General features: G+C 72.6%; 25 protein-coding genes. 8 read left to right on the forward strand and 17 right to left on the reverse strand.

Annotated features, from left to right (window positions below; all coding sequences use genetic code 11):
* Positions 1-129 precede the first annotated feature (129 nt).
* The 4 genes from ACFYU9_RS26285 to ACFYU9_RS26300 all read left to right on the forward strand — a co-directional run bounded on the left by ACFYU9_RS26285 (position 130) and on the right by ACFYU9_RS26300 (position 3,766).
* Complete coding sequence (locus ACFYU9_RS26285) at positions 130-918, forward strand: YitT family protein (protein WP_389346270.1); 789 nt, start codon at positions 130-132, stop codon at positions 916-918.
* Between the two features lie 23 nt (positions 919-941).
* Entirely contained in the window at positions 942-1,709 is a 768-nt protein-coding gene (locus ACFYU9_RS26290; RefSeq protein ID WP_389346271.1) for a glycerophosphodiester phosphodiesterase, read from the forward strand.
* Between the two features lie 50 nt (positions 1,710-1,759).
* Positions 1,760-3,136: an MFS transporter gene (locus ACFYU9_RS26295; RefSeq protein ID WP_389213015.1), complete on the forward strand. Its 1,377-nt coding sequence runs from the start codon at positions 1,760-1,762 to the stop codon at positions 3,134-3,136.
* A gap of 255 nt (positions 3,137-3,391) precedes the next feature.
* A complete protein-coding gene (locus ACFYU9_RS26300; RefSeq protein ID WP_389213013.1) occupies positions 3,392-3,766 on the forward strand; it encodes an RNA polymerase-binding protein RbpA in 375 nt (124 codons plus the stop codon).
* A 283-nt stretch (positions 3,767-4,049) separates the two neighbouring features.
* Here ACFYU9_RS26300 and fxsA read toward each other — a convergent pair whose 3' ends face one another.
* The 4 genes from fxsA to ACFYU9_RS26320 form a co-directional block, all read right to left on the reverse strand.
* Positions 4,050-4,643 (reverse strand): FxsA family membrane protein, encoded by a 594-nt coding sequence (gene fxsA / locus ACFYU9_RS26305; RefSeq protein ID WP_389346272.1) that lies wholly within the window; start codon positions 4,641-4,643, stop codon positions 4,050-4,052.
* A gap of 143 nt (positions 4,644-4,786) precedes the next feature.
* Positions 4,787-5,563: a polyprenol monophosphomannose synthase gene (locus ACFYU9_RS26310; protein ID WP_389213009.1), complete on the reverse strand. Its 777-nt coding sequence runs from the start codon at positions 5,561-5,563 to the stop codon at positions 4,787-4,789.
* A gap of 404 nt (positions 5,564-5,967) precedes the next feature.
* Positions 5,968-7,581 carry an amidohydrolase gene (locus ACFYU9_RS26315; protein ID WP_389213007.1) on the reverse strand — a complete coding sequence of 538 codons (1,614 nt, stop codon included), beginning with the start codon at positions 7,579-7,581 and terminating at the stop codon, positions 5,968-5,970.
* 157 nt (positions 7,582-7,738) lie between these two features.
* The gene (locus ACFYU9_RS26320; protein ID WP_189976755.1) at positions 7,739-8,179 is read right to left on the reverse strand and encodes an Lrp/AsnC family transcriptional regulator; all 441 of its coding nucleotides are present in this window, start codon (positions 8,177-8,179) and stop codon (positions 7,739-7,741) included.
* 224 nt (positions 8,180-8,403) lie between these two features.
* Between ACFYU9_RS26320 and ACFYU9_RS26325 the strand changes: the two genes are divergently transcribed.
* Positions 8,404-8,796: a hypothetical protein gene (locus ACFYU9_RS26325; protein WP_389213005.1), complete on the forward strand. Its 393-nt coding sequence runs from the start codon at positions 8,404-8,406 to the stop codon at positions 8,794-8,796.
* A 19-nt stretch (positions 8,797-8,815) separates the two neighbouring features.
* Here the strand turns inward: ACFYU9_RS26325 and ACFYU9_RS26330 are convergent, their stop codons facing one another.
* On the reverse strand, positions 8,816-9,916 hold the full coding sequence (locus ACFYU9_RS26330; protein ID WP_389346273.1) for a phosphotransferase family protein: 1,101 nt from the start codon (positions 9,914-9,916) through the stop codon (positions 8,816-8,818).
* Between the two features lie 9 nt (positions 9,917-9,925).
* On the reverse strand, positions 9,926-11,065 hold the full coding sequence (locus tag ACFYU9_RS26335; protein WP_389346275.1) for a hypothetical protein: 1,140 nt from the start codon (positions 11,063-11,065) through the stop codon (positions 9,926-9,928).
* Between the two features lie 169 nt (positions 11,066-11,234).
* On the opposite strand from ACFYU9_RS26335, the gene ACFYU9_RS26340 reads away from it, so the two are divergent.
* A complete protein-coding gene (locus tag ACFYU9_RS26340; RefSeq protein ID WP_389212999.1) occupies positions 11,235-11,567 on the forward strand; it encodes a hypothetical protein in 333 nt (110 codons plus the stop codon).
* Here ACFYU9_RS26340 and ACFYU9_RS26345 read toward each other — a convergent pair.
* Together ACFYU9_RS26345 and ACFYU9_RS26350 are read right to left on the reverse strand one after the other, a co-directional pair.
* Complete coding sequence (locus tag ACFYU9_RS26345) at positions 11,530-12,720, reverse strand: acyl-CoA dehydrogenase family protein (protein ID WP_389212997.1); 1,191 nt, start codon at positions 12,718-12,720, stop codon at positions 11,530-11,532. The genes ACFYU9_RS26340 and ACFYU9_RS26345 overlap by 38 nt on opposite strands.
* Before the next feature lie 228 nt (positions 12,721-12,948).
* Positions 12,949-14,334 carry a peptidase C39 family protein gene (locus ACFYU9_RS26350; protein ID WP_389346276.1) on the reverse strand — a complete coding sequence of 462 codons (1,386 nt, stop codon included), beginning with the start codon at positions 14,332-14,334 and terminating at the stop codon, positions 12,949-12,951.
* A 187-nt stretch (positions 14,335-14,521) separates the two neighbouring features.
* Between ACFYU9_RS26350 and ACFYU9_RS26355 the strand changes: the two genes are divergently transcribed.
* Together ACFYU9_RS26355 and ACFYU9_RS26360 are read left to right on the forward strand one after the other, a co-directional pair.
* Positions 14,522-15,151 (forward strand): uridine kinase, encoded by a 630-nt coding sequence (locus ACFYU9_RS26355; RefSeq protein ID WP_389346277.1) that lies wholly within the window; start codon positions 14,522-14,524, stop codon positions 15,149-15,151.
* Between the two features lie 306 nt (positions 15,152-15,457).
* Positions 15,458-17,350 carry an AAA family ATPase gene (locus tag ACFYU9_RS26360; protein WP_389212992.1) on the forward strand — a complete coding sequence of 631 codons (1,893 nt, stop codon included), beginning with the start codon at positions 15,458-15,460 and terminating at the stop codon, positions 17,348-17,350.
* Positions 17,351-17,391: 41 nt separating this feature from the next.
* Here ACFYU9_RS26360 and ACFYU9_RS26365 read toward each other — a convergent pair whose 3' ends face one another.
* The 9 genes from ACFYU9_RS26365 to ACFYU9_RS26405 all read right to left on the reverse strand — a co-directional run bounded on the left by ACFYU9_RS26365 (position 17,392) and on the right by ACFYU9_RS26405 (position 24,872).
* Positions 17,392-18,462: a hemolysin family protein gene (locus ACFYU9_RS26365; protein WP_389212990.1), complete on the reverse strand. Its 1,071-nt coding sequence runs from the start codon at positions 18,460-18,462 to the stop codon at positions 17,392-17,394.
* Positions 18,459-19,799, reverse strand: coding sequence for a hemolysin family protein (locus tag ACFYU9_RS26370; protein ID WP_389212989.1), 1,341 nt, complete (start codon positions 19,797-19,799; stop codon positions 18,459-18,461). Before ACFYU9_RS26370 ends, ACFYU9_RS26365 begins: the two co-directional genes overlap by 4 nt.
* Before the next feature lie 255 nt (positions 19,800-20,054).
* A complete protein-coding gene (locus ACFYU9_RS26375; RefSeq protein ID WP_389212987.1) occupies positions 20,055-20,525 on the reverse strand; it encodes a PH domain-containing protein in 471 nt (156 codons plus the stop codon).
* Positions 20,526-20,563: 38 nt separating this feature from the next.
* Complete coding sequence (gene hisG / locus ACFYU9_RS26380; protein WP_389212985.1) at positions 20,564-21,412, reverse strand: ATP phosphoribosyltransferase; 849 nt, start codon at positions 21,410-21,412, stop codon at positions 20,564-20,566.
* Positions 21,413-21,475: 63 nt separating this feature from the next.
* Positions 21,476-21,748 (reverse strand): phosphoribosyl-ATP diphosphatase, encoded by a 273-nt coding sequence (locus ACFYU9_RS26385; RefSeq protein ID WP_389212983.1) that lies wholly within the window; start codon positions 21,746-21,748, stop codon positions 21,476-21,478.
* Between the two features lie 48 nt (positions 21,749-21,796).
* Positions 21,797-22,282, reverse strand: a complete 486-nt coding sequence (ribH, locus tag ACFYU9_RS26390) for a 6,7-dimethyl-8-ribityllumazine synthase (protein WP_389212981.1) — start codon at positions 22,280-22,282, stop codon at positions 21,797-21,799.
* Positions 22,283-22,348: 66 nt separating this feature from the next.
* Positions 22,349-23,626, reverse strand: a complete 1,278-nt coding sequence (locus ACFYU9_RS26395) for a bifunctional 3,4-dihydroxy-2-butanone-4-phosphate synthase/GTP cyclohydrolase II (RefSeq protein ID WP_389212979.1) — start codon at positions 23,624-23,626, stop codon at positions 22,349-22,351.
* Positions 23,623-24,219 (reverse strand): nicotinamide riboside transporter PnuC, encoded by a 597-nt coding sequence (locus ACFYU9_RS26400; protein WP_389346498.1) that lies wholly within the window; start codon positions 24,217-24,219, stop codon positions 23,623-23,625. The genes ACFYU9_RS26395 and ACFYU9_RS26400 overlap by 4 nt, the downstream gene beginning before the upstream one ends.
* 44 nt (positions 24,220-24,263) lie before the next feature.
* A complete protein-coding gene (locus ACFYU9_RS26405; RefSeq protein ID WP_389212977.1) occupies positions 24,264-24,872 on the reverse strand; it encodes a riboflavin synthase in 609 nt (202 codons plus the stop codon).
* Positions 24,873-24,874 lie beyond the last annotated feature (2 nt).

The following is a 24,874-nucleotide window of genomic DNA, read 5'->3' on the forward strand; positions in this document are numbered from 1 at the left end:
CCACCTTCCGCGAATTGGCCATGGTTGGCGTGATGCCTCCCGCCACAGAGTGGCACGGGCCAGTCCACCCGCACCACCCGGGTCCTCACCCACGTCACGATTCACACCATCGCCCAAGGGGGCATTTCCTTGTCCATCGCCTCCGGTCTCCACGGCCGGCACCTCTCCCGCCGGCTCGTCCAGCTCTACGCCGGCCTCGCCCTGTACGGGGTCAGTTCGGCGCTGCTGGTCCGCGGCGGCCTCGGCCTGGAGCCCTGGGGCGTCCTCCATCAGGGCATCGCCGAGCGCACCGGGCTCAGCATCGGCGTCGTCTCGATCATCGTCGGCGCGATCGTGCTGCTGCTGTGGATACCCATCCGGCAGAAGCCGGGCCTCGGCACGGTCTCCAACGTCTTCGTCATCGGCCTGGCCATGGACGGCACGCTCGCGCTCCTGCCGGAGGCGGACGGCCTGCCGGCCGGGATCGCCCTGATGGTGCTCGGCATCGTCCTCAACGGCGTCGCGACCGGCCTGTACATCGCGGCCCGCTTCGGTCCCGGCCCGCGCGACGGCCTGATGACCGGACTGCACCGGCTGACGGGGCGGTCGATCCGGCTGGTCCGGACGGCGATCGAGGTGGCGGTGGTCGCGACCGGCTTCCTGCTCGGCGGTTCGGTGGGCGTGGGGACGGTGGTGTACGCGCTGGCGATCGGCCCGCTGGCGCAGTTCTTCCTGAAGCTGTTCGCCGTGGCGGAGCCGGATCCTGGATCCGATGTCCAGGAGGTTGGATCCGGAAGCCAGGACGCTGGATCCAATGTCCAGGAGCTTGGATCCGAGATCCAGAACCTCGGATCCGATGCCCAGAACTCTGGATCCAGTGTTCAGGAGCCTGGATCCAGTGTTCAGGTTCCCGAGCTCAAAGCATCTACCGCCGAGTAACCCGGGCACGCCATACTGCGCCCGTGACACGCGAACGCCACCCCTATCTCGACCACCCGGCACCCGTCCTCCCCTTCGCCCACCGCGGCGGCACGGCGGACGGCCTGGAGAACACCGCGGCCGCCTTCCGGCGGGCCGCCGCCGCCGGATACCGCTATTTCGAGACCGATGTGCACACCACGGCGGACGGCCGGCTCGTCGCGTTCCACGATTCGACGCTCGACCGGGTCACCGACACCGGGGGCAAGATCCGGGATCTGCCGTGGTCGGAGATCCAGCAGGTGCGGGTGGCGGGCAAGGAGCCGCTGCCGCTGTTCGCGGACCTCCTCGACGAGTTCCCGGACGCGCGCTGGAACGTGGACCTGAAGGCCGAGTCGGCGCTGGTGCCGCTGATCGAGCTGATCCGCAAGGCCGACGCCTGGGACCGGGTCTGCGTGGGTTCCTTCACGGAGTCGCGGATCGCCCGGGCGCAGAAGCTGGCCGGGCCGCGGCTCGCGACCTCGTACGGCGTGGCCGGTGTCCTCGGCCTCCGGCTGCGCTCGCTCGGCATCCCGGCGGCGCTGCGCGCCGGCGCGGTCGCCGCGCAGGTGCCGGAGCGGCAGGCGGGCCTCCCGGTGGTGGACCGCCGCTTCGTGCGGGAGGCGCACGCGCGGGGCCTGCAGGTCCACGTGTGGACCGTGAACGAACCGCAACGTATGCACGCCCTTCTGGACCTTGGCGTGGACGGCATCATGACCGATCATCTGGAGACGCTGCGCGCCGTCCTCACCGACCGGGGTCTGTGGTTCTGAGCGTGCGCACCGCAACGGGGACCCACGGGGACGAGCGAAAGGGCGCGGCCTTGACCGACGTCGACACCACCGGCCGGCAGGACGACGGCCAGGCCGCCGATCCGGCCGAACGCCGCCGCGAGCAGCGCGGCTGGTACTTCTACGACTTCGCCTGCTCGGTCTACTCGACCAGCGTCGTGACGGTCTTCCTGGGCCCGTACCTGACCGCGATCGCCAAGGCGGCGGCCGACGCGGACGGCTTCGTCCACCCGCTCGGCATACCGGTGCGGGCCGGTTCCCTCTTCGCGTACACCGTCTCGGTCTCCATCGTCGTCGCGGTGCTCGCGATGCCGCTGGTGGGCGCGGCGGCGGACCGTACGGGCCGGAAGAAGCCGCTGCTCGCGGCCTCGGCGTACGTGGGCGCGGCGGCCACCACGGGGATGTTCTTCCTGGACGGCCACCGCTATCTGCTCGGTGCGTTCCTGCTGATCCTGGCGAACGCGTCGCTGTCGGTCTCGATGGTGCTCTACAACGCCTACCTGCCGCAGATCGCCGAGCCGGACGAGCGGGACGCGGTCTCCTCGCGCGGCTGGGCGTTCGGCTACACCTCGGGCGCGCTGGTGCTGGTGCTCAACCTCGTCCTGTTCTCCGGGCACGACTCCTTCGGCCTCTCCGAGAGCATGGCGGTGCGGATCTGTCTGGCCTCGGCCGGGCTGTGGTGGGGCGCGTTCACGCTGGTGCCGCTCCGCCGGCTGCGCGACCGGCGGACCGAGCGGACGGGTGACACGCACGGCGAGGGCGCGGTGGGCAGCGGCTGGAAGCAGCTGCTCGCGACGCTGCGGGACATGCGCAGGCATCCGCTGACGCTGTCGTTCCTGCTCGCGTACCTGATCTACAACGACGGCATCCAGACAGTGATCTCCCAGGCGTCGGTGTACGGCTCCGAGGAGCTGGGCCTGGACCAGACGACGCTGATCACGGCGGTGCTGCTGGTGCAGATCCTCGCGGTGGCGGGCGCGCTCGCCATGGGGCGGCTCGCCCGCTCGTACGGGGCGAAGCGGACCATCCTGGGCTCGCTGGGCGTATGGACGACGATCCTGGCGGCCGGCTACTTCCTGCCCGCCGGGGCTCCGGTGGCCTTCTTCTGCCTGGCGTCGGCGATCGGCCTGGTCCTGGGCGGCAGCCAGGCGCTGTCGCGGTCGCTCTTCTCACATCTGGTGCCGCGCGGCAAGGAGGCGGAGTACTTCTCGGCCTACGAGATGAGCGACCGGGGACTGAGCTGGCTGGGTCCGTTGGTGTTCGGTCTCGCGTATCAGCTGACCGGGAGCTACCGGGATGCCATCATCTCCCTGGTGATCTTCTTCGTCGTCGGTTCCGTGCTGCTCGCGCGGGTGCCGGTGAGGCGTGCGGTGGCGGAGGCGGGCAACCCGGTACCGGCCCGGATTTAGACGCGGAACTGATTGGGCGGTAGTGTACGCCTTTGGCCTGCCAGGCGGACCGTTACTGCGTGCTGACTTAGTGAAGACGTTAGGTGACATCTGCTGCCAGATGTGACAAAACGGGCGATGGCGGGTACAAAAACGGGCGGCACGACGGGCGACGCATGACCGGGAACGGGAATCTTTACCGCCGACCGGACGTTGACCGGATGACGACGACAGCGACACCTGTCCTGTGGGCGACAAGCCCGGGAGGCACGATTCATGAGTGAGCGAGCTCTTCGCGGCACGCGCCTCGTGGTGACCAGCTACGAGACGGACCGCGGCATCGATCTGGCCCCGCGCCAGGCCGTGGAGTACGCATGCGAGAAGGGCCATCGTTTCGAGATGCCCTTCTCGGTGGAGGCGGAGATTCCGCCGGAGTGGGAGTGCAAGGTCTGCGGGATCCAGGCGCTCCTGGTGGACGGAGACGGCCCGGAAGAGAAGAAGGCCAAGCCTGCGCGTACGCACTGGGACATGCTCATGGAGCGGCGTACCCGCGAGGAGCTGGAGGAGGTGCTGGCCGAACGGCTGGCGGTCCTTCGGTCCGGCGCCATGAACATCGCCGTGCATCCGCGCGACAGCCGGAAGTCCGCCTGACGGACCCCGCCTGACGGCAGTCCGCCCCAGGATTGCCGGCACGGCCACGACAGATGACGCCGCGGGGCCCGGTACACGATCCGTGTACCGGGCCCCGCGGCGTGTCCGTGTCCGCGTTCGCGCGTGACCGCGTACGGGACCAGGCACTGCGTACGTACGACACCGGCCGGCGCCGACGAGCCCGAGCGCGAACCCGAGTGCCCGCCGACGAGCCCGAGCGGGGCCGGGCCCGGGAAGCCCGGGCCCGGCCTCGCATCGGCGAAGAACTCAGGGGACGCAGAACTCAGGGCATCAGCGGCGGACGCGGGTCGCGGGGCTCACGCGGCGCCTGGGGCGCGTCCTCGCGGATGACCTCACCCTGCACGACCTTGCCGTCCGGCCGGTGAATGCGGGCCTGCTGGAAGGCGTCCTGGAGGCTTCCCGGCGGCGCGGCGCTCATCCGCCGCTCGACGCGCTTCTCCGCGTACCGCCCGACGGCCGCACGGACCTGCGGGATCAGGAGCAGCAGGCCGGCCGCGTCCGAGAGCAGGCCGGGGATCATCAGGAGCAGGCCGCCGAGCATCAGGAAGCCGTTGCGGTCCTCCGCACCGGCCCGGTCGTCGGCCTGGGGCATCTCACCGCGCCGCGCCGCCTCCTGGGCCCGCTGGAAGGTCCCGGTGAGGTTGGCGAAGGCGCGCCGGCCGGCCCGCTTGATCACGGTCGCGCCGAGCACGGCGCCGGCCACGAGCAGCAGGAAGACGGTGAGGCCGCCCGCCGCGTTCGCCACGACGGTGAGCAGCCAGATCTCCAGGACCAGCCAGGCGGCGATGCCCAGGGGAAGGAAGGTGCGCGCCCGGGAGCGCTGGGGGGCGAGGGGAGCAGATGCGCCGGTCGTCATGGTCCCCAGTGTGCCTGGGCGCCCGCAGGAACGTCGTAAAGGACGGATCAGTACGGGCGCGGAGCCCGCGGCGGGCGCGGAGCGCACGGCGGGGCGGGCGGGGCCTGCGCGCCCCGCTCGCCCCGCCGTGTCCCGCGGAAACCTCAGGAGGACTTGCGGCCGAGCAGCTTGCCGACCTTCTCGGCCCGGGCGCTGAGGCCCCAGCCCGTGACCCGCCACAGCGCCTCGACGACGATGTTCCGGCTCATCTTGGAGTCGCCGATCTCGCGCTCCACGAAGGTGATGGGGACCTCCACGACGTGGAAGCCGGCGGCGACGGCGCGGCGGGCGAGGTCGACCTGGAAGCAGTAGCCGGCCGAGGCCACGTCGTCGAGGCCGAGGCCCTCCAGGGTCTCCTTGCGGAAGGCCCGGTAGCCGCCGGTGACGTCGCGGAGGGGGACGTCGAGCATGATGCGGGAGTAGAGGCTGCCGCCGCGGGAGATGAACTCGCGGGACTTGGGCCAGTTCACGATCCGGCCGCCGGGCACCCAGCGGGAGCCGAGCACCAGGTCGGCGCCCTTGAGGGCGGTGAGCAGCCGGGGCAGCTCCTCGGGCTGGTGGGAGCCGTCGGCGTCCATCTCGACGAGGACGCCGTAGCCGTTGTCCATGCCCCAGCGGAAGCCGGCCAGGTAGGCGGCGCCGAGGCCCTCCTTGCCCTTGCGGTGCAGGACGTGGACGTGATCGTCCTCGGCGGCGATCTCGTCGGCGAACTTGCCCGTCCCGTCGGGGCTGTTGTCGTCGGCGACGAGGACGTGGGCCTCGGGCACCGCCTTCCGCACGCGCGCGACGATCGGCCCGATGTTCTCCGCCTCGTTGTACGTGGGGATGATCACCAAAGCCTTGCCGAGCGGGCCGTAACGCCTCTGGCCACCGTCGTTCACTACTGCCCCTTCGGGATACGTACGCGAGCCCCCACCATAGCGAGCCCCACGCACAGAGTGCGGGATCGGGGCCCGGCGTCCTTCGGGCCGACCCGGGACCCGCTGGCTGCGGATCGGCCGAGGCCGTTGTCTACTGAACGCCGGTACCCCACCCGGGTCGCACCCTCCGCCGGAAAAACCTTCCCTCGCCCCCGAGGCGCGGGCGGCGTTCGGTGCCTGCGTGGAGGTCTGCAACCGGTCGGACGTCCGTGGTGGACGCGCCGAACCTACCGGCCGCCGACGGCCTGCTGTCAACACCCGTTTGACCTGCGGCGATGACCGGTCTCCGCCGATATGCCGGGAAGATCCGCAGGTCAATGGGCGAGCCCGGAAACAGCCGTGCGGCGGTACGGAACGGCCTTACATCACTCGTTCGGCCGGGCGAACACGGTCTGTCCGGAGACGACGGTGCGGAGGCAGACCGGCAGCTCGGAGCCGGGGGACAGATCGGGCAGGCCGGGCGTGCCGGAGCGCGGGTCGGTCGACCAGCGGGCCACCCGGTCGTCCGGCGCCTGCACCAGCAGCTCGCCGGTGCGCCAGATCGCGTAGTCGGCGGGCGCGCCGGGCACCAGGGTGCCGGCGTCGTCCCGGCCGACCGCGCGCCAGCCGCCGCGGGTGTGCGCGGTGAAGGCGGCACGGACGGAGATCCGGTGCTCGGGCGTGCGGTGGAAGGCGGCGGCGCGCACGGTGCCCCACGGGTCGAGCGGGGTGACCGGGCTGTCCGAGCCGAAGGCGAGCGGCACGCCGGCGCGCAGCAGCGCGGCGTACGGGTTGAGCGCGCGGGCCCGCTCGACGCCGAGGCGGTCGGCGTACATGCCCTCGTCGCCGCCCCAGTACGCGTCGAAGGCCGGCTGCACGGAGGCGGTGAGGCCCAGCTCGGCGAAGGCGGCGATCGACTCGGGGCTGAGCATCTCGGCGTGCTCGACGCGGTGCCGGGCGGCGCGGATGCGGGCCAGGCCCAGCTTCTCGGAGGCGGCACGGACGCCCTCGACGACCGCGTCGACGGCGGCGTCGCCGATGGCGTGGAAGCCGGCCTGGAGCCCGGCCTCGGTGCAGGCGACGACATGGGCGGCGATCGCCGCGGCGTCGAGATGGGACACGCCGGCGCCGGTGCGGTCGGCGTACGGCTCGTGCAGGCAGGCGGTGTGGGAGCCGAGCGAGCCGTCGGCGAACAGGTCGCCGGCGGCGCCGAGGGCGCCGAGCGCGCGGGCCCGGTCGATGTCGAGGTCGGCCCAGTAGCCGACGATCCGGGGGCCGGGCTCGCTGCGGGCGAGGTCCATCAGGCCGGTGAAGTCGTCCTCGGAGGAGATCTCCGGGCCGCCGCACTCGTGCAGGGTGCCGATGCCGAGCGAGGCGGCGTGCTCCCGGGCGGCGCGCTGGGCCTCGGTGCGCTGCCGCGGGGAGAGCGCGGCGTAGGCGGCGGCGCGGGCGGCGTGGTGGGCGTCGCCGGTGAGCGGCTGCTGCCCGTCGTGGAAGCCGTCGAGCGCGCGGATCCCGGGGACGAGGTCGAGCAGGGCGGTGGTGACGACGGCCGAGTGGACGTCGATCCGGGTGAGGTAGAGGGGGCGGCCGCCGGTGAGTGCGTCGAGCTCGTCGCGGGTCAGCGGGCGGCGCTCGGGCCAGCGGGCGGCGTCCCAGCCGTGGCCGATGAGGATCCGGTCGGCCGGGCGGGCCTCGGCGTACGCGCGGATCCGCTCGGCAGCCTCGGCGAGCGAGGCGGCGGCGGACAGGTCGAGGCCGGTGAGGGCCAGGCCGGTCGCGGTGGTGTGCACATGGGCGTCGACGAAGGCGGGGGTGACGAGCGCGCCCTGAAGGTCGACCACCTCGTCCACGCCGGTGGCGAAGGCGTCGGCGGCGCCCTCCGAGCCCACCCAGGCGACGTGCCCGCGCTCCACCACCATGGCGGTGGCGAAGGGGTCGGCGGGGCTGTGGACTTCTCCACCGCGCAGCAGCACGGTGCGGTGTTCGTACGCGCTCATCCCACCAGGCTAGGACCTGATGGGACCCGCTTTGTCCGCCGGGCCCCGCGTTCCGGGCCGGCGCACCCCAGGACATCGGGTCGGCGCACCCCGGAACATCGGGCCGGCGCACCCCGGACACCAGGCCCGCGGGCCCCGGACACCGGGCCGCCGGGGCTCAGATGCGGGGCGGCCTGGCCTCGTACGGGGTGGACAGGACGACGGTGGTGCGGCTGGAGACATGGGCCTGGGAGCGGATGCGGCTGAGCAGGTGCTCCAGTTCCAGCGGGGTGGCGACGCGCACCTTGAGGATGTAGTTCTCCTCGCCCGCGACGCTGTGACAGGCCTCGATCTCGGGGATGTCGGCGAGCCGGTCCGGAGTGTCGTCGGGGGCGCTGGGGTCGAAGGGTTTCACCGAGATGAAGGCGGTGAGCGGCAGGCCGACGGCCTCCGGGTCGACGACGGCGGCATAGCCGCGGATGACTCCGCGCTGCTCGAGCCGGCGAACGCGCTGATGCACGGCCGAGGTGGACAGGCCAGTGGCCTTGCCCAGGTCGGTGTAGCTCATGCGTCCGTCCTTGACGAGCAACTCGACGATCTGACGATCCAGCTCCTCCATGCGGTGACCCTATTGCCCCGGAGGGGCCGGGGGACAGCCGGGGGCTGCTTGTATGCCACGGATCGGACATCCGTGAGGCACCTGCGAGCGGCATGTGACGAAGGACACAGGCTTCGCGGGGTCTCGGAGAGGGCCTCACGGTTATGCGGCCGCCCGCATGGGAATTGGTTGCTGTGGTCGAGGCCGATCAGATCCGGCCGACCCGTTCGAGGGGGAGATTCTCCATGCAGGAGCCTGTTGATTCCGTCGACACGTCCGACGACCTGTCCGGCGAGATGCCCGGCGAGCTCGACGCGTACGACACCTTTGAGATGTTCCGGGTGATCTGCCCGGACTGCGAGCAGCCGATCGCGCTGCTCGCGGACGAGGACGTCCTGCCGGAGCACGCGCTCTGCCCGACGCCGTGGAACCCCTTCGTCCTCACCGTCTGCTCCGGTACGGGCCGGCCCGCCGCCGACCTCAGCCCGGCGGACGAGACCCTGGAGGTCCAGGAGCAGGACACCGCGCTGCTCCTGACGCTGCCCCAGGGCCTGGACTGGCGGATGCAGCCGTTCTCGCACGTCGGCGGCCCGGGCTCGCGCCCGATCAAGCGGGCCTCGCTGCGCCGCGCGGCCTGAGCCCCGCGGCGCCCGGCCCTCACCAGTAGCGTCCCCGCACCATCGCCGCGAGCGTGGCGTGGTGCAGGATCAGGCCGTCGGGGTTCTCCGGCACCTCCACTTCTCCGAAGTACGCCTGGCGGTACGCGATCCTGAGCATGACGATCGCGTGCCGCAGCGCGGCATAGAGAGTGTGGAACTCCATGTCCCGGGGCGCGTGCCCGGTGAGTTCGGCGTACCGCCGCTCGATCGCGTCGCGGCGCAGGAAGTCCGGCAGGCCGGGCTGGCCGAAGCTCACCGTGAGGTCCTGGAAGAAGCGGTGCAGATAGACCGTCCAGCCCAGGTCGACCTCGCGCGGGGCGAGGGCGGCCATCTCCCAGTCGAGGACGGCCGCGGGCGTGAAGCCGTCGTAGACGATGTTCCCGATGCGGGCGTCGCCCCAGGTCAGCACGGCCGGTCCCTCGTCCGCGGGCCAGTGCGCCTCCAGCCAGTCGAAGGCCGACTCGATGAGCGGTGAGGGGGCGAGTCCGTCCACCACCCAGGCGTAGTAGGCGCGTTGGGCCTCGACGTGCCGCCGCAGCGGGCTCCCGGAGCCCCCCGGGCCGTCCGGCAGCAGGAACTCCGCCTCCTTCGCCGGGAACTGCTCGTGCAGCCGGGCCAGGACCGCGACCGACTCGGCCTCCAGGGCGGCCCGTTCGGCGTCGCTCGCGGCGTGCAGCCAGTTCCCCTCGTACGTGTAGGGCATCACGTCCGGCGGCACCCGCCCCTCAGCCCGCGCCATCACGAAGAAGGGCGCGCCGAGCGGCCCGGGATCCCGCTCCAGCCACAGCACGCGCGGCACGGGTACGTCGGTGTGCTCGGCGACCAGTCGCATCACGCGGTGCTGGCGGGCCATGTCGTACACGGGGAAGACGGTGTACGCGGCGGGGTCGGCGGCCAGCCGCAGCGCGCAGCCGCGGACCGGGGCGTCCGGGTGCTCCAGGTCGAAGAGCAGCGTATCGCTGGACATGCCGTTGGAGCCGGGGACGGCGAGACCGGCCACCCGCGCGCCGGGCAGGCGCCCGTCGAGCCAGGCGGTGAGGCGGCGGCCGAGCTCCTCGGGGTCGCGGGTGGTGGTGCGGGGACGGGGCGCTGACGTCATCGGGGCTCCTTACGGCGCTGTCGAGGTGTGGTCGGCGAAGCCGCTGGGGTCGTGGCGGCCGAAGGAGCCGTGCTCGAAGATGCCGTAGCCGGTGCGGCCGTCGAGGGTGAAGCGGGCGGCGTGGTCGGTGACGCCGTACGCGGCCATCGGGTGGGCGGCCGGGTCGGAGAGGTCGTACACCCGGCGGTCGGTCCAGCCGCGGCCCTGCCAGCTGCCGTGCTGCCAGTCGGGCGCGGGCGGGTAGCCGGCGCCGACGGCGAGCGGGGAGGACGCGAGGATCTCGACGCCGATCTCCAGGGGCTTGCCGGCCGGGTCGGTGAGGTGGACGACCGCGCGTTCGGGGTCGCGGGTGCCGGGGCGGTAGGTGATGTCGGTGCGGGGCCAGCCGAGTTGGACGTCGCGCCGGCCCTCGCGCACCAGCAACGCCTCGTTGAGGGTGCGGTAGCCGTCGGCGTCCTCCTGAGCGATGACCATGAGGAAACGGTCGTCGAAGCGCATCGGGATCCAGAGCCAGTGGAAGCCCTCGGGGCGGAACTCCTCGGCGCGGCCCGGCTCTTCGCCGGGCAGCGGCCGGACGCCCCAGCTGCGGTCGCGCGTGCCGGTCCACTCCCCCGCCGTGACGGTGAACTCCTCGCCGCCCGCCCGGATCACGCCGTCGCAGCGGCCGGCCTGCACGAAGCGGCGGCCCTCCAGGGTGAGGCGGTCGCCGCGGCGCTGGGTGTGGTGGGGCTCCCAGACGGCGGGGAAGTCGCCGGTCCAGGTGAGGTCGAAGGAGAGCCCGTCGACGTCGTCGGGGTTGTCGGGGCTGTGGGGGACTTGGTCGCAGTGCAGGGTGAGCCGGCGCAGCGGTTCGTCGACGGTGATGCGGAGCGGGCCGACGGCGAGGTTCATCCGGTCGTCACCGAGGGCGTCGGAGGCGCGGACGGCGTGCAGCCGGTCGCCGACGCGCAGGGTCGCGTAGGCGTCGACGACCCCGGTGTTGGGGTAGACGCCGAGGCCGGCGATGAGCAGCGCGCGGCCCTGGTGGTCGAAGACGTGGAAGATGCACCGGTCGTAGGCGTTCCGGTCACCGCTGACGTGGTGCTTCATGGAGAGCGGTGCCTGGTGCACGGGGTATTCGTCGAGCGGGACGGGCCGGTCGTCTGACACGTGTTACCTCCTGGGTGACCCCCTGGGCGGCGAACGGGATCTGACGGTACGTCAGACTTCGGACGGAGGGCCAGAGCCGTGCACCCCGGGAAGACCCGGGGACGCGTCGAACTGCCGCTCGACCCCGCCCGGCGGTGACCGGGGGTCGGGCCGGAACGTTGATCCCGGCATGACCACGCTGTATACGGCACCCAGCGCATACGGCCGGCACCGACAGTCCGAGCCGCGCTTTGAAGAATCGGTTCAGCAGACGGCGCCCGCGCCGGTGCCCACACCGCTGCCCCTACCCGCGCAGGCGGCGCCCGCGCCCGTGTCCCCGCCCGCGCCGCATCCCTCCGACCCGCCCATCTACTCGGCGGTGCTCCAGCTGTGGGCCAGCCGCGGCCGGACCCTGCCCGGCCATCAGGACCAGGAGTGGAGCCGGCTCGCGGCCGGCCCCGTCTGGGCCGACCGCACCGTGCGGGTCAGCGGGATTCTGGTCCGGCAAGGTGACGCGCGATGACCACCCGCTGGATCTGATTGGTGCCCTCGACGATCTGCAGCACCTTCGCCTCGCGCAGAAACCGTTCGACGGGGAAGTCCGCGGTGTAGCCGTAGCCGCCGAGCACCTGCACCGCGTCCGTCGTGACCCGCATCGCCGCGTCCGAGCAGAACAGCTTCGCCATGGCCGCCTGCTTCCCGAACGGCCGGCCCTCGTCCCGCAGCCGCGCCGCCTCCAGATACAGCGCCCGCCCGGCCTCGATCTGCGTCGCCATGTCCGCGAGCAGGAAGCGCAGGCCCTGGAAGTCCGCGATCGGCCGGCCGAACTGGCGCCGGCCCCGCGCGTACGCCACGGCCGCGTCCAGCGCGGCCTGCGCGACGCCCACCGCGCACGCCGCGATCCCCAGCCGCCCCGAGTCCAGGGCGGCCAGCGCGATCGTGAAGCCCTGGCCCTCCGCGCCGATCCGCCGCGCGTCCGGCACCCTGACGCCGTCCAGGTGCACCTGCGCCGTCGGCGAGCCCTTCATGCCCATCTTGCGTTCCGGCGCGGCCGCGCTCAGCCCGGGCGCGTCCCCCGGCACCAGGAACGCGGTGATCCCCTTCGGTCCCGCGGCCCCCGTGCGCGCCATCACCGTGTAGAAGTCCGCGATCCCGCCGTGCGTGATCCACGCCTTCGTACCGTCCAGCACCCAGGCGTCGCCGTCGCGGACCGCGCGGGTGCGCAGCGCGGCCGCGTCCGAGCCGGAGGACGGCTCGGACAGGCAGTACGCGCCGAGCAGCCCGCCGCCCAGCATCGCCGGGAGGTGCCCGGCCCGCTGCTCGTCCGTGCCGAACTCGGCGAGCGCGTGGCAGGACAGGCTGTGCACGCTCACCCCGAGCGCCACGGTGAGCCGGGCCGCGGCCAGCTCCTCCAGGACCTGGAGGTAGACGGCGTACGGCTGGTCGCCGCCGCCGTACGCGGAGTCGTACGGCAGACCGAGGAGGCCGGAGGCGGACAGCAGCGAGAACAGCTCACGCGGGAAGTGCCCGGCCGCCTCCTCCTCGGCGGCGCGCGGTGCGATCTCCCGCGCGGCGATCTCCCGTACCAGGGCGAACAGCTCCCCGGCCTCCTCGGTGGGCAGCCGGCGTTCCACGGGCCGCGGGGCGTGATCGGCGCTGTCGGCGCTGTCGGGCATGCGGCGCACTCCTCCCTCTCGGGGCCCGGTCCGCGCCCTCGCGGGCCCGACCGGGCTTCGACACTGCGCCGATGCTGCCCCGGGGCACGGCGCGCGCGGGGGCGGCGGGCGCGGTGGCGGGAGGAGTATGCCCGTTCGGCGGGTGGGGGTCACCCGCCCGCCGAGCGGGCCGGGCGGGCCGCCCGCGGCCGGCATCCGGGCACCCGCCCGCGTGCCGGCCGCGGGCGGCTACAACACGCCGACCGCCTCAAGCGCCTTGCGCTGCACGGGGGTCGGCCGGTCCGGGAAGTACAGGTAACAGACACCGCCTGTACCGCCTCTGACCTTGCCGTTTGCGTCATAACGCTTGGTGCGCAGCCAGATGTTCTCCCACTCGCGCCGTCGGTAGATCCGGCGGACGGCCGCGTCGTTCGGCGAGGCGGGGTCGTTGGCGATCACGTCGCCGTCGGCGGTGAAGCCGATGACGGTCATCAGGTGGCCCGAGGTGCCGTAGCCGGCGCCGGTCAGTTCGTCCTTGCGGAAGGACTGGGACGTTATGGCCGGGATGCCCGCGCGGATCAGGGTCTCCAGGTCGGTGAGCGAGTGGAGCCGGGTGACGACGGCGTTCATGTCGGGGTAGGTCGCGGCGTAGGCGGCGTTGAAGGGCCAGTTGCCGCAGCCCGCGTACTGGTAGTCGTAGGTGGAGCGGGCCGCGTGGCAGACCTGCGGGTCGGCGTACGAGGGGTCCACCCAGGCCAGGTCGTCGGCGCTGGGGCGGCGGCCCCAGTACTCGACGATCATCTGCGAGGAGGTGGGGCTGCACCAGGCCTCGCCGCCGTTGTCGTACTCGGGGTACTGGCCCACGTGGATGTTCTGCGAGTAGCGCGGCACGACCAGCTCGTGGCCGGGGCCGGGCGTCGAGGCGGGCACGGTGAAGCGGTCGGGGACGTCGGAGGCCATCGCGCCGAGGCGCCAGACCGTGGGGGTGAGGGTGGTGCCGGGCGTGCGGTGGAGGGTGAGGCGCAGCCGGTACGAGACGAGCCGGAGGCCGCTCGCCGGGTCGTCGACCGAGAAGGTGTCGGTCCAGACGGACGCCTTGCCGTCGCTCTGGTCGTCGACGGACGTCCGGCGGATGTCGGCGTCGCCCGCGGCCCAGCGGCCCATCACGAACCAGGGCGTGTCGGTGCCGTCGCCGTAGGTGCCGCGCAGCTCGACCTGGAGCCAGGTGCCGGCCGGGGTGTCGGCGTTCCAGGAGGCGATGACCTCGGTGGCGGGCGCCGTGGAGGTGTGCACGGGCGAGGTCCACCGGGCGTACTCCCAGGTGGCCGTCCGGCCGGTGTGCGGGTCGGTGTAGTCGGTGCGGCCGGCCGGGGTGTCGATGACCAGGCCGGGGCGGTGGCCGGAGACGGCCCGGGTGCCGGCCGGGGTGCCGCAGCGCCAGTCGGTGTACGTGGACCAGAAGCGGTTGTCGACGAGGCCGGGCGCCGGGGCGTGGCCCGGGGGCTCGTCGGTGCAGGTCTCGCGGTCGGCGCAGGCTTCCGCCGCGGTGGCGGGAACCGCGGTGCCCGCGGTGGCGGCGGTGGCGGCGGCGAGCGCTGCGGCGAGGACGGTTCTGCGCGGGGTGGCAGGGGGCATGGGCGGTGACCCTCCAGTCGGTGGTGGCGAACGGACGGGCTGCGCGCCCCACTATCGCGGCTGGCGGACGGCTTCTGCCAGCGATTCGACACGTGCCGCGCGGCCAATATTGGTCTCCACCAGTGGCGGCCCCCGCCGCGCTGACCTGCGGCGGATCCCGGCCGCCCGCTCCCCTACCCTGGGGGCCATGAACGATCTCGACCGCGTGGCCGCCTCCCTGCGCCGGCTGCCGCCCTCCTGCGGCCCGGTGCGGCTCGTCGCGGTCGACGGGCACGCGGGGTCCGGCAAGTCGACGCTCGCCGCCCGGCTCGCCGCCGCGCTGGACGACGCCCCCGTGCTCCATCTCGACGACCTCGCCACGCACGAGGAGCTCTTCGAGTGGACCGGCCGGCTGCTCGAAGAGGTGATCGGGCCGCTGTCCCGGGGCGAGACGGCGCTCTACCACCCGTACGACTGGGTTCTGCGCCGCTTCGGCGCGCCCCGGCCGCTGGCTCCGGCGCCTGTGGTGCTGGTGGAGGGCGTGGGGGCCGGGCGGCGGGCGGTGCGGCCGCATCTGGCGCGGCTGATGTGGCTGGAGCGCGGTCCCGAGGCGTCATGGGCGCGCGGCCGTCACCGCGACGGGCCCGGGCTGGCCGGCTTCTGGGACGGCTGGACGGTGGCGGAGACTCGCCATTTCTCCGTGGACCCCTCACGGCCCTTCGCCGACACCCTGGTGCGGGAGCGCGACGAGGGTTACGAGTGGCTGCCAGGGCCTGCTGTGACAGCAAGTCCGGACCAGATCATCACGCACCGTGACGGCTCCCCGGCCGCAAACTGAGTGGCCCCCAGTCCGCTTCCGCAAGTGCCTCAACTCCGCTTGACCCAAGGGGTGTACAGGTCTTACGTTCTCAATGTGCGGCTCTCCGGAGCCGCCGCGGACGCGAAGCCCCCGGTTGTTCCCCCGTGATCGGGGGCTTCGTTCCGCCCCCGCGCTCACCGTGGGTCACCACCCCTGAGCTGCCGGCCGATCGCGCCGATCACGGGAGATCGCGCTCTTCTCCCTCATCACGCACCCCCTGCGCAGGTACGATGCCCCTCGGTGCGGTCAATTCCCGTCCACGTGTAGACGGTTGTGGGGGACCCGATGGACTTCGGCACACAGGGCGCGCACGCCCCCGCCGAACTCGCCTGGCTGCGCGGCATCGACGCCTACACGATGGGCGCCTATCCGCAGGCCGAGGAGGAGTTCCGCACGGCGGTGCGCATCGATCCCGGCATGGCCGACGGCTGGCTCGGTCTGCACGCGCTGCGGGTCGACACCACCACCGCCCTGCTGCGCATGTACCGCAACCGCGAACGGTTCGGCGAACAGCGCACCCGCCACCGCAGAACGCTCAACTCCTGGTACTGGCTGGGCTGGTGGGTGCAGCCGGTGCTCGAGAGCCCGCGTGACCTGCTGCTCGCGCACGCCTCGCACTGGCTCGACGGCCGCCATGTGGCCGAGCTGGACCGGGCCCTCGCCGGGCTCCCGCCGGTCGACACCGACCCGCAGGTCCGCTTCCTGCACGCCTGTCGCTCCTATCTGGTCAAGGACTGGGACCAGCTGGTCCGGCACACCGAGCCGCTCGTCGACGACCCGCTCCTCGGCATCGAGGCGGGGCTCTTCGGTGGCATGGCGCGGGTGCGCCTGGAGATGTACGGGCAGGCCGAACCCATGCTCGCGGCGGCCCTGATGCGATGCCGCAGCGAACAGCCGCAGCGCAAGGAGCTGCGGTACTGGCTGGCCCGGGCCCACGAGGGCACCGGCCGGTCCGCCGCCGCGCTGCCCCTCTACCGGGCGGTGCACCGGATCGACCCGGCCTTCATGGACACGGCGGCGCGGCTGGCCGCGATCGCCGAGTACGACGGCTTCGAGGGCCCGGACGACCCGGCCGGCCTCACCACCGCGGTGTACGGCGGGCTCGGCCAGGACGTGGTGGACGGCGACCGGTTCGTCCCCGAGGCGCCGGCCGGCGACGGTCTGCTGCTCAAGCCCGAGGCCGTGCCCCCGCCGCCCGCGCCGTCGGAGCCGCCCGACGTCGTCCGGCAGAAGGCGGCGATCCCGCCGCAGCCGGTGCCGCCGCGCTTCCCGGCCAGCCCGACCGACCCGGCGCTGCTCGCCGAGGCGCTCGCGGAGCTGGAGCGGATGGTCGGCATGGAGCCGGTCAAACGGCAGGTCAAGGCCCTGTCGGCGCAGCTGGAGATGGCCCGGCTCCGCGCCGGGCAGGGCCTTCCCGTCCAGCCGCCGAAACGTCACTTTGTCTTCTCGGGCCCCTCCGGCACCGGCAAGACCACCGTCGCCCGCATCCTCGGCCGCGTCTTCTACGCGCTCGGACTGCTCGGCGGCGACCACCTCGTGGAGGCCCAGCGGGCCGACCTGGTCGGCGAGTTCCTGGGCCAGACCGCCGTCAAGGCCAACGAGCTGATCGACTCCGCGATCGGCGGCGTGCTCTTCGTCGACGAGGCCTACTCCCTCTCCAACACCGGCTACAGCAAGGGCGACGCCTACGGCGACGAGGCCCTCCAGGTCCTCCTCAAGCGCGCCGAGGACAACCGCGACCACCTGGTCGTGATCCTCGCCGGCTACCCGGAGGGCATGGACCGGCTCCTCGCCGCCAACCCCGGGCTCTCCTCGCGCTTCACGACCCGCGTCGACTTCCCCTCGTACCGCCCGCTCGAACTCACCGAGATCGGCAAGGTCCTGGCCGCCGCGAACGGCGACGGCTGGGACGAGGAGGCCCTGGAGGAGCTGGGCTCGATCAGCGCACACGTCGTCGAGCAGGGCTGGATCGACGAGCTCGGCAACGGACGCTTCCTGCGCACCCTGTACGAGAAGTCCTGCGCGTACCGGGACCTGCGGCTGTCCGGCTACGCGACCACCCCCACCCGCGACGACCTCGCGACGCTGCGCCTTCCGGACCTGATGCAGGCGTACGGCGAGGTCTTGTCGGGGCGCGGCCCGACGGACCGCGGCCCCCAGGAACCACCGGCGATCTGATCCGGGATCCCCTATCCAGAGGGACAGGGGATCCAACCGCCTCAGCCCGCCAGCGCCTCCGCCGCCCGCTCCGGCCTCGGCGCCGGCGCGAGCCGGTGTGCCGGGTCGCGGACCTCGCCCACCAGCATCTCCAGGACGTCCTCCAGGGCCACCAGGCCGAGCACCCGGCCGGAGGCGTCCGCGACCTGGGCCAGGTGGGTGGCGGCGCGGCGCATCACGGTGAGGGCGTCGTCGAGCGGCAGCTCGGCCCGCAGGGTGGGCATGGGGCGCCAGACGTGCTGGGGCACCGCGCGTTCGCGGTCCTCCAGGTCGAGCACGTCCTTGACGTGGACGAAGCCCATGAGGGGGCCCCGGCCGGCGCGGCGGACCGGGAAGCGGGAGTAGCCGGTGCGGACGGTGAGTTCCTCGATCTCGCGCGGGGTGACGGACGGGGGGACCGTGACCAGCGAGGACGAGGGGATGAGGACGTCCGTGACCGGGCGGGTGCCCAGTTCCAGGGCGTCCTCCAGGCGCTCCTGCTCCGCCGGGTCGAGGAGTCCGGCCTGGCCGGCGTCCTCGACGAGGCGCCCGAGCTGGGCGCTGGTGAAGACGGCCTCGACCTCGTCCTTGGGTTCCACCTTGAAGGCCCGCAGGACCAGCCGGGCGCAGGCGCCGAGCGCGGTGGTGACGGGCCGGCAGAGCCGGGCGAAGCCGACCAGGCCGGGGCCGAGGAGGAGCGCGGTGCGCTCGGGGTCGGCCATGGCCAGGTTCTTCGGGACCATCTCGCCGATCACCAGGTGGAGGAAGACCACCACGGCGAGCGCGAACACGTACCCGAGGGGGTGGATCAGGCCTTCGGGCACGTGGACGGCGTGGAAGACCGGTTCGAGCAGCGCGGCCACGGTCGGCTCGGCGACGGCGCCGAGGGTGAGCGAGGCGACGGTGATGCCGAACTGGGCGGCGGCCATCATCTGCGGCAGGTTCTCCAGGCCGTACAGGACCTGGCGGGCCCGCTTGCCGCCGAGCGGCTCGATCTGGCTGCGGCGCACGGACACGAGGGCGAACTCGGCACCGACGAAGAAGCCGTTGGCGAGCACGAGCAGGACGGCGAAGAGCAGCGGGAGCAGACTCATCGGACGGCCTCCGCGGGGACGGGCACCGGGGCGGTGCGCATGATCCGCACGCGTTCGGCGCGGTAGCGGTCGACCTGGCGCACCGAGAGCCGCCAACCGGGGAGTTCGGCCCGGTCGCCCGGGGCGGGGATGCGCCCGAGCAGGTCGGCGACGAGCCCGGCGACCGTCTCGTAGGGGCCGTCGGGCACGTCGAGTCCTATCCGGTGCAGGGTGTGCACGCGGCAGGAGCCGTCGGCCTCCCAGACCTCCTTGCCGTCCTCGCTGGGGACGGGGGCGAGTTCGGGCCGTTCGTCGGCGGCGGTGTCGTGCTCGTCGCGGACCTCGCCGACGAGTTCCTCGACGATGTCCTCCAGGGTGACGACGCCGGCGGTGCCGCCGTACTCGTCGACGACGACCGCGATCGGCTGTTCGCGGCGCAGCCGCTCCAGGAGGGCCTGGGCGGGCAGCGACTCGGGGACGAGCAGCGGCGGGACGGCGATCCGGCCGACCGGGGTCCGGTGGCGTTCGCGCGGGACGACGGCGAGGGCGTCCTTGAGGTGGACCATGCCGACGATCTCGTCGATCCGCTCGCGGTAGACCGGGAAGCGGGACAGGCCGGTGGCCCTGGTGAGGTTGAGGACGTCGGCCGCGGTGGCGTCCGACTGCAGGGCGCTCATCTTCACCCGCGGGGTCATGACCTGCTCTGCGGTGAGCCCGCCGAGCGACAGGGTCCGTACGAAGAGGTCGGCGGTGTCCTGTTCGAGGGCGCCGGCCTGGGCCGAGTGGCGGGCGAGGGAGACCAGTTCCCCCGGGGTGCGCACCGAGTCGAGCTCGTCGGCCGGTTCGACGCCGAAGAGCCGGACGAGCCGGTTGGCGACGGTGTTCAGTACGGAGATCACCGGCCGGAACAGCGCGGAGAAGACGTGCTGCGGGCCGGCGACGAAGCGGGCCACCTGGAGCGGCCGGGAGACCGCCCAGTTCTTGGGCACGAGTTCGCCGACGACCATCTGCACGGCGGACGCGAGCAGCATGCCGACCAGCACGGAGATGCCGGAGACGGCACCCTCGGGCAGTCCGGTGGCGGTGAGCGGCCCGTCGAGCAGGCCGGCGAGCGCGGGCTCGGCGAGCATGCCGGTGACGAGCGAGGTGATGGTGATGCCGAGCTGGGTGCCGGAGAGCTGGAAGGACAGCTCGCGCAGTGCGGTCACGACCGTGCGGGCCCGGCGGTCGCCCTCGGCGGCGGCGCGCTCGGCGTCGGCCCGTTCCACGGTGACGAGGCCGAACTCGGCGGCCACGAAGAAGCCGTTGGCGAGGATCAGGAGAAAGGCTGCGGCGAGCAGCGACAGGGAGACGATCATGCCGCCGCCTCGCTGGAGGGGGCGGCGCAGGTACTACCGGACGATCCGTCCATTGCCGGAGGGAGTCACTCCTCGGGTCGAAGGGCGGCCTCGCGGGCCGCCGGCGGGCGGCCCTGAACATGCGAGGCGGTGGTGCCGCTCGGCACCACCGCCTCAAGAGTAGTCACGCCCCCGCCGCCTCGGGCAGGGGGTCGGCCCCGTATGGGGGACGGATCAGGGTCGTCCGCCCCCGGATCGGGGCTGTCCGCCTCCGGATCAGGGCCGGCCGCCCGCGCGGGTGGCCTCCGCGCCGGTGCCGCGGTTCTCGGCGAGCGCCCGCAGGGCACGGGCGTCGCTGATGGCCTTCTCCTTGGCGACACCGGGCTGGATGCCGAGCACCGGCAGGCTGGTGCCGTCGCTCAGGTCCAGGAAGACCCAGGGGTCGCCGGGGCGCAGGTTGACCCGCAGGATCTCGGCCCACGCCAGTCGGCGCGTCCGGGTGATGTTGACGACCGTCACACCCGCGTCGTCGGCGACGACCTTGGGACGCGCGAGCAGCACCAGGACGCCCAGGAACAGCGCGGCGGTGAAGACGAAGCTGGCCCGCTCGCCCGGTCCGAGCTTCTCCAGGAGCAGCCCGACGGCCGTGATGACGACGAACATCGTCACGCCGAGGGTCAGCAGGACGACCCGGGTGCGGGCCGGCCGGAAGGTGACCGGGAGGGTGGGCGGCGTGGCGTCGGACATCGGTTCCTCGCGGAGGTGGGGCGGTGAGGCGGGTGGGCTCAGAGGCGGCAGGCGTGGATGGCCGTGGTGAGGATGGCGCGCGCGCCGATCTCGTAGAGGTCGTCCATGACCTTCTGCGCCTCCTTGGAGGGAACCATGGCGCGGACGGCGACCCAGCCCTCGTTGTGCAGCGGCGAGACGGTGGGCGACTCCAGGCCCGGGGTGAGGGCGACGGCCTGCTCCAGGTGCTCGGCGCGGCAGTCGTAGTCCATCATCACGTAGCTGCGGGCGACGAGGACGCCCTGGAGGCGGCGGAGGAACTGCTGCACCTTGGGGTCGTCGGTCGGGGCGCCGGTGCGGCGGACGACGACGGCCTCGGAGGTGAGGATCGGCTCGCCGATGACCTCCAGGCCCGCGTTGCGCAGGCTGGTGCCGGTCTCGACGACGTCCGCGATGATCTGGGCGACGCCCAGCTGGATCGCGGTCTCGACGGCGCCGTCGAGGTGGACGACGGAGGCGTCGACGCCCTGGTCGGCGAGGTGCTTGGCGACGATGCCCTCGTAGGAGGTGGCGATCGTCATCCCGTGGAAGTCCGCCGGGCCGCCCGCGGTACCGGGGCGGGTGGCGTAGCGGAAGGTGGAGCGGCCGAAGTTCAGCGGCAGGATCTCCTCGGCGTTGGCGCCGGAGTCCAGGAGCAGGTCGCGGCCGGTGATGCCGATGTCGAGCCGGCCGGACGCCACGTAGATCGCGATGTCCTTGGGGCGGAGGTAGAAGAACTCCACCTCGTTGTCCGGGTCGACGGTGACGAGCTCTTTGGACTCCTTGCGCTGCCGGTAGCCCGCCTCATGGAGCATCTCCATCGCAGGTCCGGAGAGGGAACCCTTGTTGGGGACGGCGATGCGCAGCATGGGGTGGGCTTCCTTTGCCTCAGGTGTTCGCGGAGCTTGTCGGGTGTGTGGGGTGGGGTGTACTCAGAGGTGGGCGTAGACGTCGTCGAGCGAGATCCCGCGGGCGACCATCATCACCTGGACGTGGTACAGCAGCTGCGAGATCTCCTCGGCGGCGGCTTCCTTGCCCTCGTACTCGGCGGCCATCCAGACCTCGGCGGCCTCCTCGACGACCTTCTTGCCGATGGCATGGACGCCCTTGCCGACCAGTTCCGCGGTACGGGAGGTCGCCGGGTCGCCGGTCTCGGCCTTGATCTTGAGCTCGGCGAAGAGCTCTTCGAAGGTTTTGTTCGCCATGATGTCCTAAGAGTACGGGGTGCTATGGAGGCACTCGGCGTCAGGGTTTCAGCGCCAGGGCTCGCTGACCGTGCGCAGCGTGGTCGCCGTGGCGACGGCGGCGGTGACGGCCTCGTGGCCCTTGTCCTCGCGGGAGCCTTCCAGGCCGGCCCGGTCCAGGGCCTGCTCCTCGTTGTCCACGGTCAGGACGCCGAAGCCGACGGGTACGCCGGTGTCGATCGAGACCTGGGTGAGGCCGTGGGTGACGCCCTGGCACACGTACTCGAAGTGCGGCGTCCCGCCGCGGATGACGACGCCGAGGGCCACGATGGCATCGTAGCCGCGCTCGGCGAGCACCTTGGCCACGACGGGGAGCTCGAAGCTGCCGGGGACGCGGAGCAGGGTGGGCTCCTCGATGCCCAGCTCGTTCAGCGCGCGCAGGGCGCCGTCGACGAGGCCGTCCATGATCTTCTCGTGCCACTGGGCGGCGATGACCGCCACACGCAGGTCGCCGCAGTTCTTCACGCTGAGGACGGGTGCGCCCTTGCCGCTCATGATGCTCCTTGCCGGTGGTACGTCGGTGGATGGGGGATGGGGGATGACGTGAGGAATGCCGAGGGGTTACTGGTTTCCGCAGGTGGAGGCCGAGGAGCCGTCCAGCCAGGGCAGGTCGTGGCCCATCCGGTCCCGCTTGGTGCGCAGGTAGCGGAGGTTGTGCTCGCCGGCCTGGACGGGCATGGGCTCGCGGCCCTCGACGCTGAGGCCGTGGCGGGTGAGCGCCTCGACCTTGTCGGGGTTGTTGGTCATCAGGCGCAGGCTGCGGACGCCGAGGTCGGCGAGGATCTGCGCGCCGGCCGCGTAGTCGCGGGCGTCGGCGGGCAGGCCCAGCTCCAGGTTGGCGTCGAGGGTGTCGCGGCCGCGCTCCTGGAGTTCGTACGCGCGGAGCTTGGACAGCAGGCCGATGCCGCGGCCCTCGTGGCCGCGCAGGTAGACGACGACGCCGCGGCCGGCCTCGGTGATCCGGTCCATGGACGCCTGGAGCTGGGGGCCGCAGTCGCAGCGCAGCGAGTGGAAGACGTCGCCGGTGAGGCACTCGGAGTGGACCCGGACGAGGACGTCCCGGCCGTCGCCGATCTCGCCGTGGACGAGGGCGACGTGCTCGACGCCGTCGACGGTGGAGCGGTAGCCGTACGCGGTGAACTCGCCGTGCGCGGTGGGCAGCTGGACCTCGGCCTCGCGGCGGACGGTCGGCTCGGCGGAGCGGCGGTAGGCGATCAGGTCCTCGATGGAGATGATCGTCAGGCCGTGCTTGCGGGCGAACGGGATCAGCTCGGGCAGCCGCAGCATCGCGCCGTCCTCGCCGGCGATCTCGACGATCGCGCCGGCGGGGCGGAGTCCTGCGAGCCGGGCGAGGTCGACGGCGGCCTCGGTGTGGCCGTTGCGGGCGAGCACGCCGCCGTCCTTGGCGCGCAGCGGGAAGATGTGGCCGGGGCGGACGAAGTCGCCGGGCTCGTACGCGCCGCTCGCGAGCATCCGCAGCGTGGTGGCGCGGTCACCGGCGGAGATGCCGGTGGTCACGCCGTGGGCGGCGGTGGCGTCGACGGAGACGGTGAAGGCGGTCTTCATCGACTCGGTGTTGTGGTCGACCATCTGCGGCAGCCGGAGGCGGTCCAGCTCGTCGCCCTCCATGGGGGCGCAGATCAGGCCGCGGCACTCGCTCATCATGAAGGCGACGACCTCGGGGGTGGCCTTCTCGGCGGCGATGACGAGGTCGCCCTCGTTCTCGCGGTCCTCGTCGTCCACCACGACGACGGGGCGGCCGGCGGCGATGTCCGCGATGGCCTGCTCGACGGGGTCGAGGGTGAGGTCGGTGGCGTCCCAGAGAGGCAGCGCACTCATGCGTGGGCTCCTTCCAGAGTGGCGGGGGCGGCGGCGCGGGACCGGAGCCACCAGTCGCGCATGCCCCAGATGACGAGGGCGAAGTAGATGACGTAGACGAGGCCGGAGAAGGCGAGGCCGCTGCTGAAGGCGAGCGGGACGCCGACCAGGTCGACGAGGAGCCAGGCGAACCAGAACTCGACCAGGCCGCGGGCCTGGGCGACCATCGCGACGAGCGTGCCGACGAAGATGTACGCGTCGGCCCACGGGCTCCAGGAGAGCTGCGGGTAGAGGGTGAACAGGCCGCCGACAGCGATGGTGCCGAGGGCCGCGCCGCCGAGGAGCACGCCGCGCTCCTTCCAGGTGGCGAAGCGGACGGCGATGGAGCCGTCCTGGGCCTGCTGCTTGCCGCGGTTCCACTGCCACCAGCCCCAGGCGGCGACGCCGATGACGAGGAGCTGCTTGCCGACGCCGCCGGACAGGTGGGCGGAGGCGTAGGCGCCGACGAGGATGAGGCCGGAGAGCAGCTGGGCGGGCCAGGTGAGGATGGAGCGGCGCCAGCCGAGGGCCAGGGCGATCAGACCGATCGTGTTGCCGATCATGTCGGACCACATGATGTGCTGGCCGAAGACGGCGAACGCCTCGGAGTTGAGCCAGTTCACTTGACGTTCTCCTGTGCGTTCGGGCCGAGCAGCCGCTCGACGTACTTGGCGATGACGTCCACCTCGAGGTTGACCGGGGCGCCGGGCTGCTTGATGCCGAGCGTGGTCAGGGCGAGGGTGGTGGGGATGAGGCTGATGGTGAACCAGTCGTCGCCGACCTCGACGACGGTGAGGCTGACGCCGTCGACGGTGATGGAGCCCTTCTCGACGACGTAGCGGGCGAGCTGCGCGGGCAGGCCGACCTTGACGATCTCCCAGTGCTCGGAGGGCTCGCGCTCCAGGATGGTGCCGGTGCCGTCGACGTGGCCCTGGACGATGTGGCCGCCGAGGCGTCCTCCGACGGCCATGGGCCGCTCCAGGTTGACGCGGGAGCCGGTCTCCAGGGCGCCGAGGGAGGACCGCTTGAGGGTCTCGGCCATGACGTCGGCGGTGAACTCGCCGTCGCCGGTCTCGACGACCGTGAGACAGACGCCGTTGACGGCGATGGAGTCACCGTGCCGGGCACCCTCGGTGACCACGGGGCCGCGCAGACGGAAGCGGGAGGCGTCCGTCAGCTCTTCGACGGCGACGACCTCGCCCAGCTCTTCGACGATTCCGGTGAACACGG

Origin of the sequence: Streptomyces sp. NPDC004327 (genome assembly GCF_042873935.1) — a bacterium.
Lineage (GTDB): Bacteria > Actinomycetota > Actinomycetes > Streptomycetales > Streptomycetaceae > Streptomyces.

Coding starts and splice junctions, on each gene's coding strand:
- ACFYU9_RS26300 (WP_389213013.1), top strand. CDS start 3,392: ATGAGTGAGCGAGCTCTTCGCGGCACGCGCCTCGTGGTGACCAGCTAC.
- fxsA (WP_389346272.1), bottom strand. CDS start 4,643: ATGACGACCGGCGCATCTGCTCCCCTCGCCCCCCAGCGCTCCCGGGCG.
- ACFYU9_RS26315 (WP_389213007.1), bottom strand. CDS start 7,581: ATGAGCGCGTACGAACACCGCACCGTGCTGCTGCGCGGTGGAGAAGTC.
- ACFYU9_RS26320 (WP_189976755.1), bottom strand. CDS start 8,179: ATGGAGGAGCTGGATCGTCAGATCGTCGAGTTGCTCGTCAAGGACGGA.
- ACFYU9_RS26325 (WP_389213005.1), top strand. CDS start 8,404: ATGCAGGAGCCTGTTGATTCCGTCGACACGTCCGACGACCTGTCCGGC.
- ACFYU9_RS26330 (WP_389346273.1), bottom strand. CDS start 9,916: ATGACGTCAGCGCCCCGTCCCCGCACCACCACCCGCGACCCCGAGGAG.
- ACFYU9_RS26340 (WP_389212999.1), top strand. CDS start 11,235: ATGACCACGCTGTATACGGCACCCAGCGCATACGGCCGGCACCGACAG.
- ACFYU9_RS26345 (WP_389212997.1), bottom strand. CDS start 12,720: ATGCCCGACAGCGCCGACAGCGCCGATCACGCCCCGCGGCCCGTGGAA.
- ACFYU9_RS26350 (WP_389346276.1), bottom strand. CDS start 14,334: ATGCCCCCTGCCACCCCGCGCAGAACCGTCCTCGCCGCAGCGCTCGCC.
- ACFYU9_RS26355 (WP_389346277.1), top strand. CDS start 14,522: ATGAACGATCTCGACCGCGTGGCCGCCTCCCTGCGCCGGCTGCCGCCC.
- ACFYU9_RS26360 (WP_389212992.1), top strand. CDS start 15,458: ATGGACTTCGGCACACAGGGCGCGCACGCCCCCGCCGAACTCGCCTGG.
- ACFYU9_RS26365 (WP_389212990.1), bottom strand. CDS start 18,462: ATGAGTCTGCTCCCGCTGCTCTTCGCCGTCCTGCTCGTGCTCGCCAAC.
- ACFYU9_RS26370 (WP_389212989.1), bottom strand. CDS start 19,799: ATGATCGTCTCCCTGTCGCTGCTCGCCGCAGCCTTTCTCCTGATCCTC.
- ACFYU9_RS26375 (WP_389212987.1), bottom strand. CDS start 20,525: ATGTCCGACGCCACGCCGCCCACCCTCCCGGTCACCTTCCGGCCGGCC.
- hisG (WP_389212985.1), bottom strand. CDS start 21,412: ATGCTGCGCATCGCCGTCCCCAACAAGGGTTCCCTCTCCGGACCTGCG.
- ACFYU9_RS26385 (WP_389212983.1), bottom strand. CDS start 21,748: ATGGCGAACAAAACCTTCGAAGAGCTCTTCGCCGAGCTCAAGATCAAG.
- ribH (WP_389212981.1), bottom strand. CDS start 22,282: ATGAGCGGCAAGGGCGCACCCGTCCTCAGCGTGAAGAACTGCGGCGAC.
- ACFYU9_RS26395 (WP_389212979.1), bottom strand. CDS start 23,626: ATGAGTGCGCTGCCTCTCTGGGACGCCACCGACCTCACCCTCGACCCC.
- ACFYU9_RS26400 (WP_389346498.1), bottom strand. CDS start 24,219: ATGTGGTCCGACATGATCGGCAACACGATCGGTCTGATCGCCCTGGCC.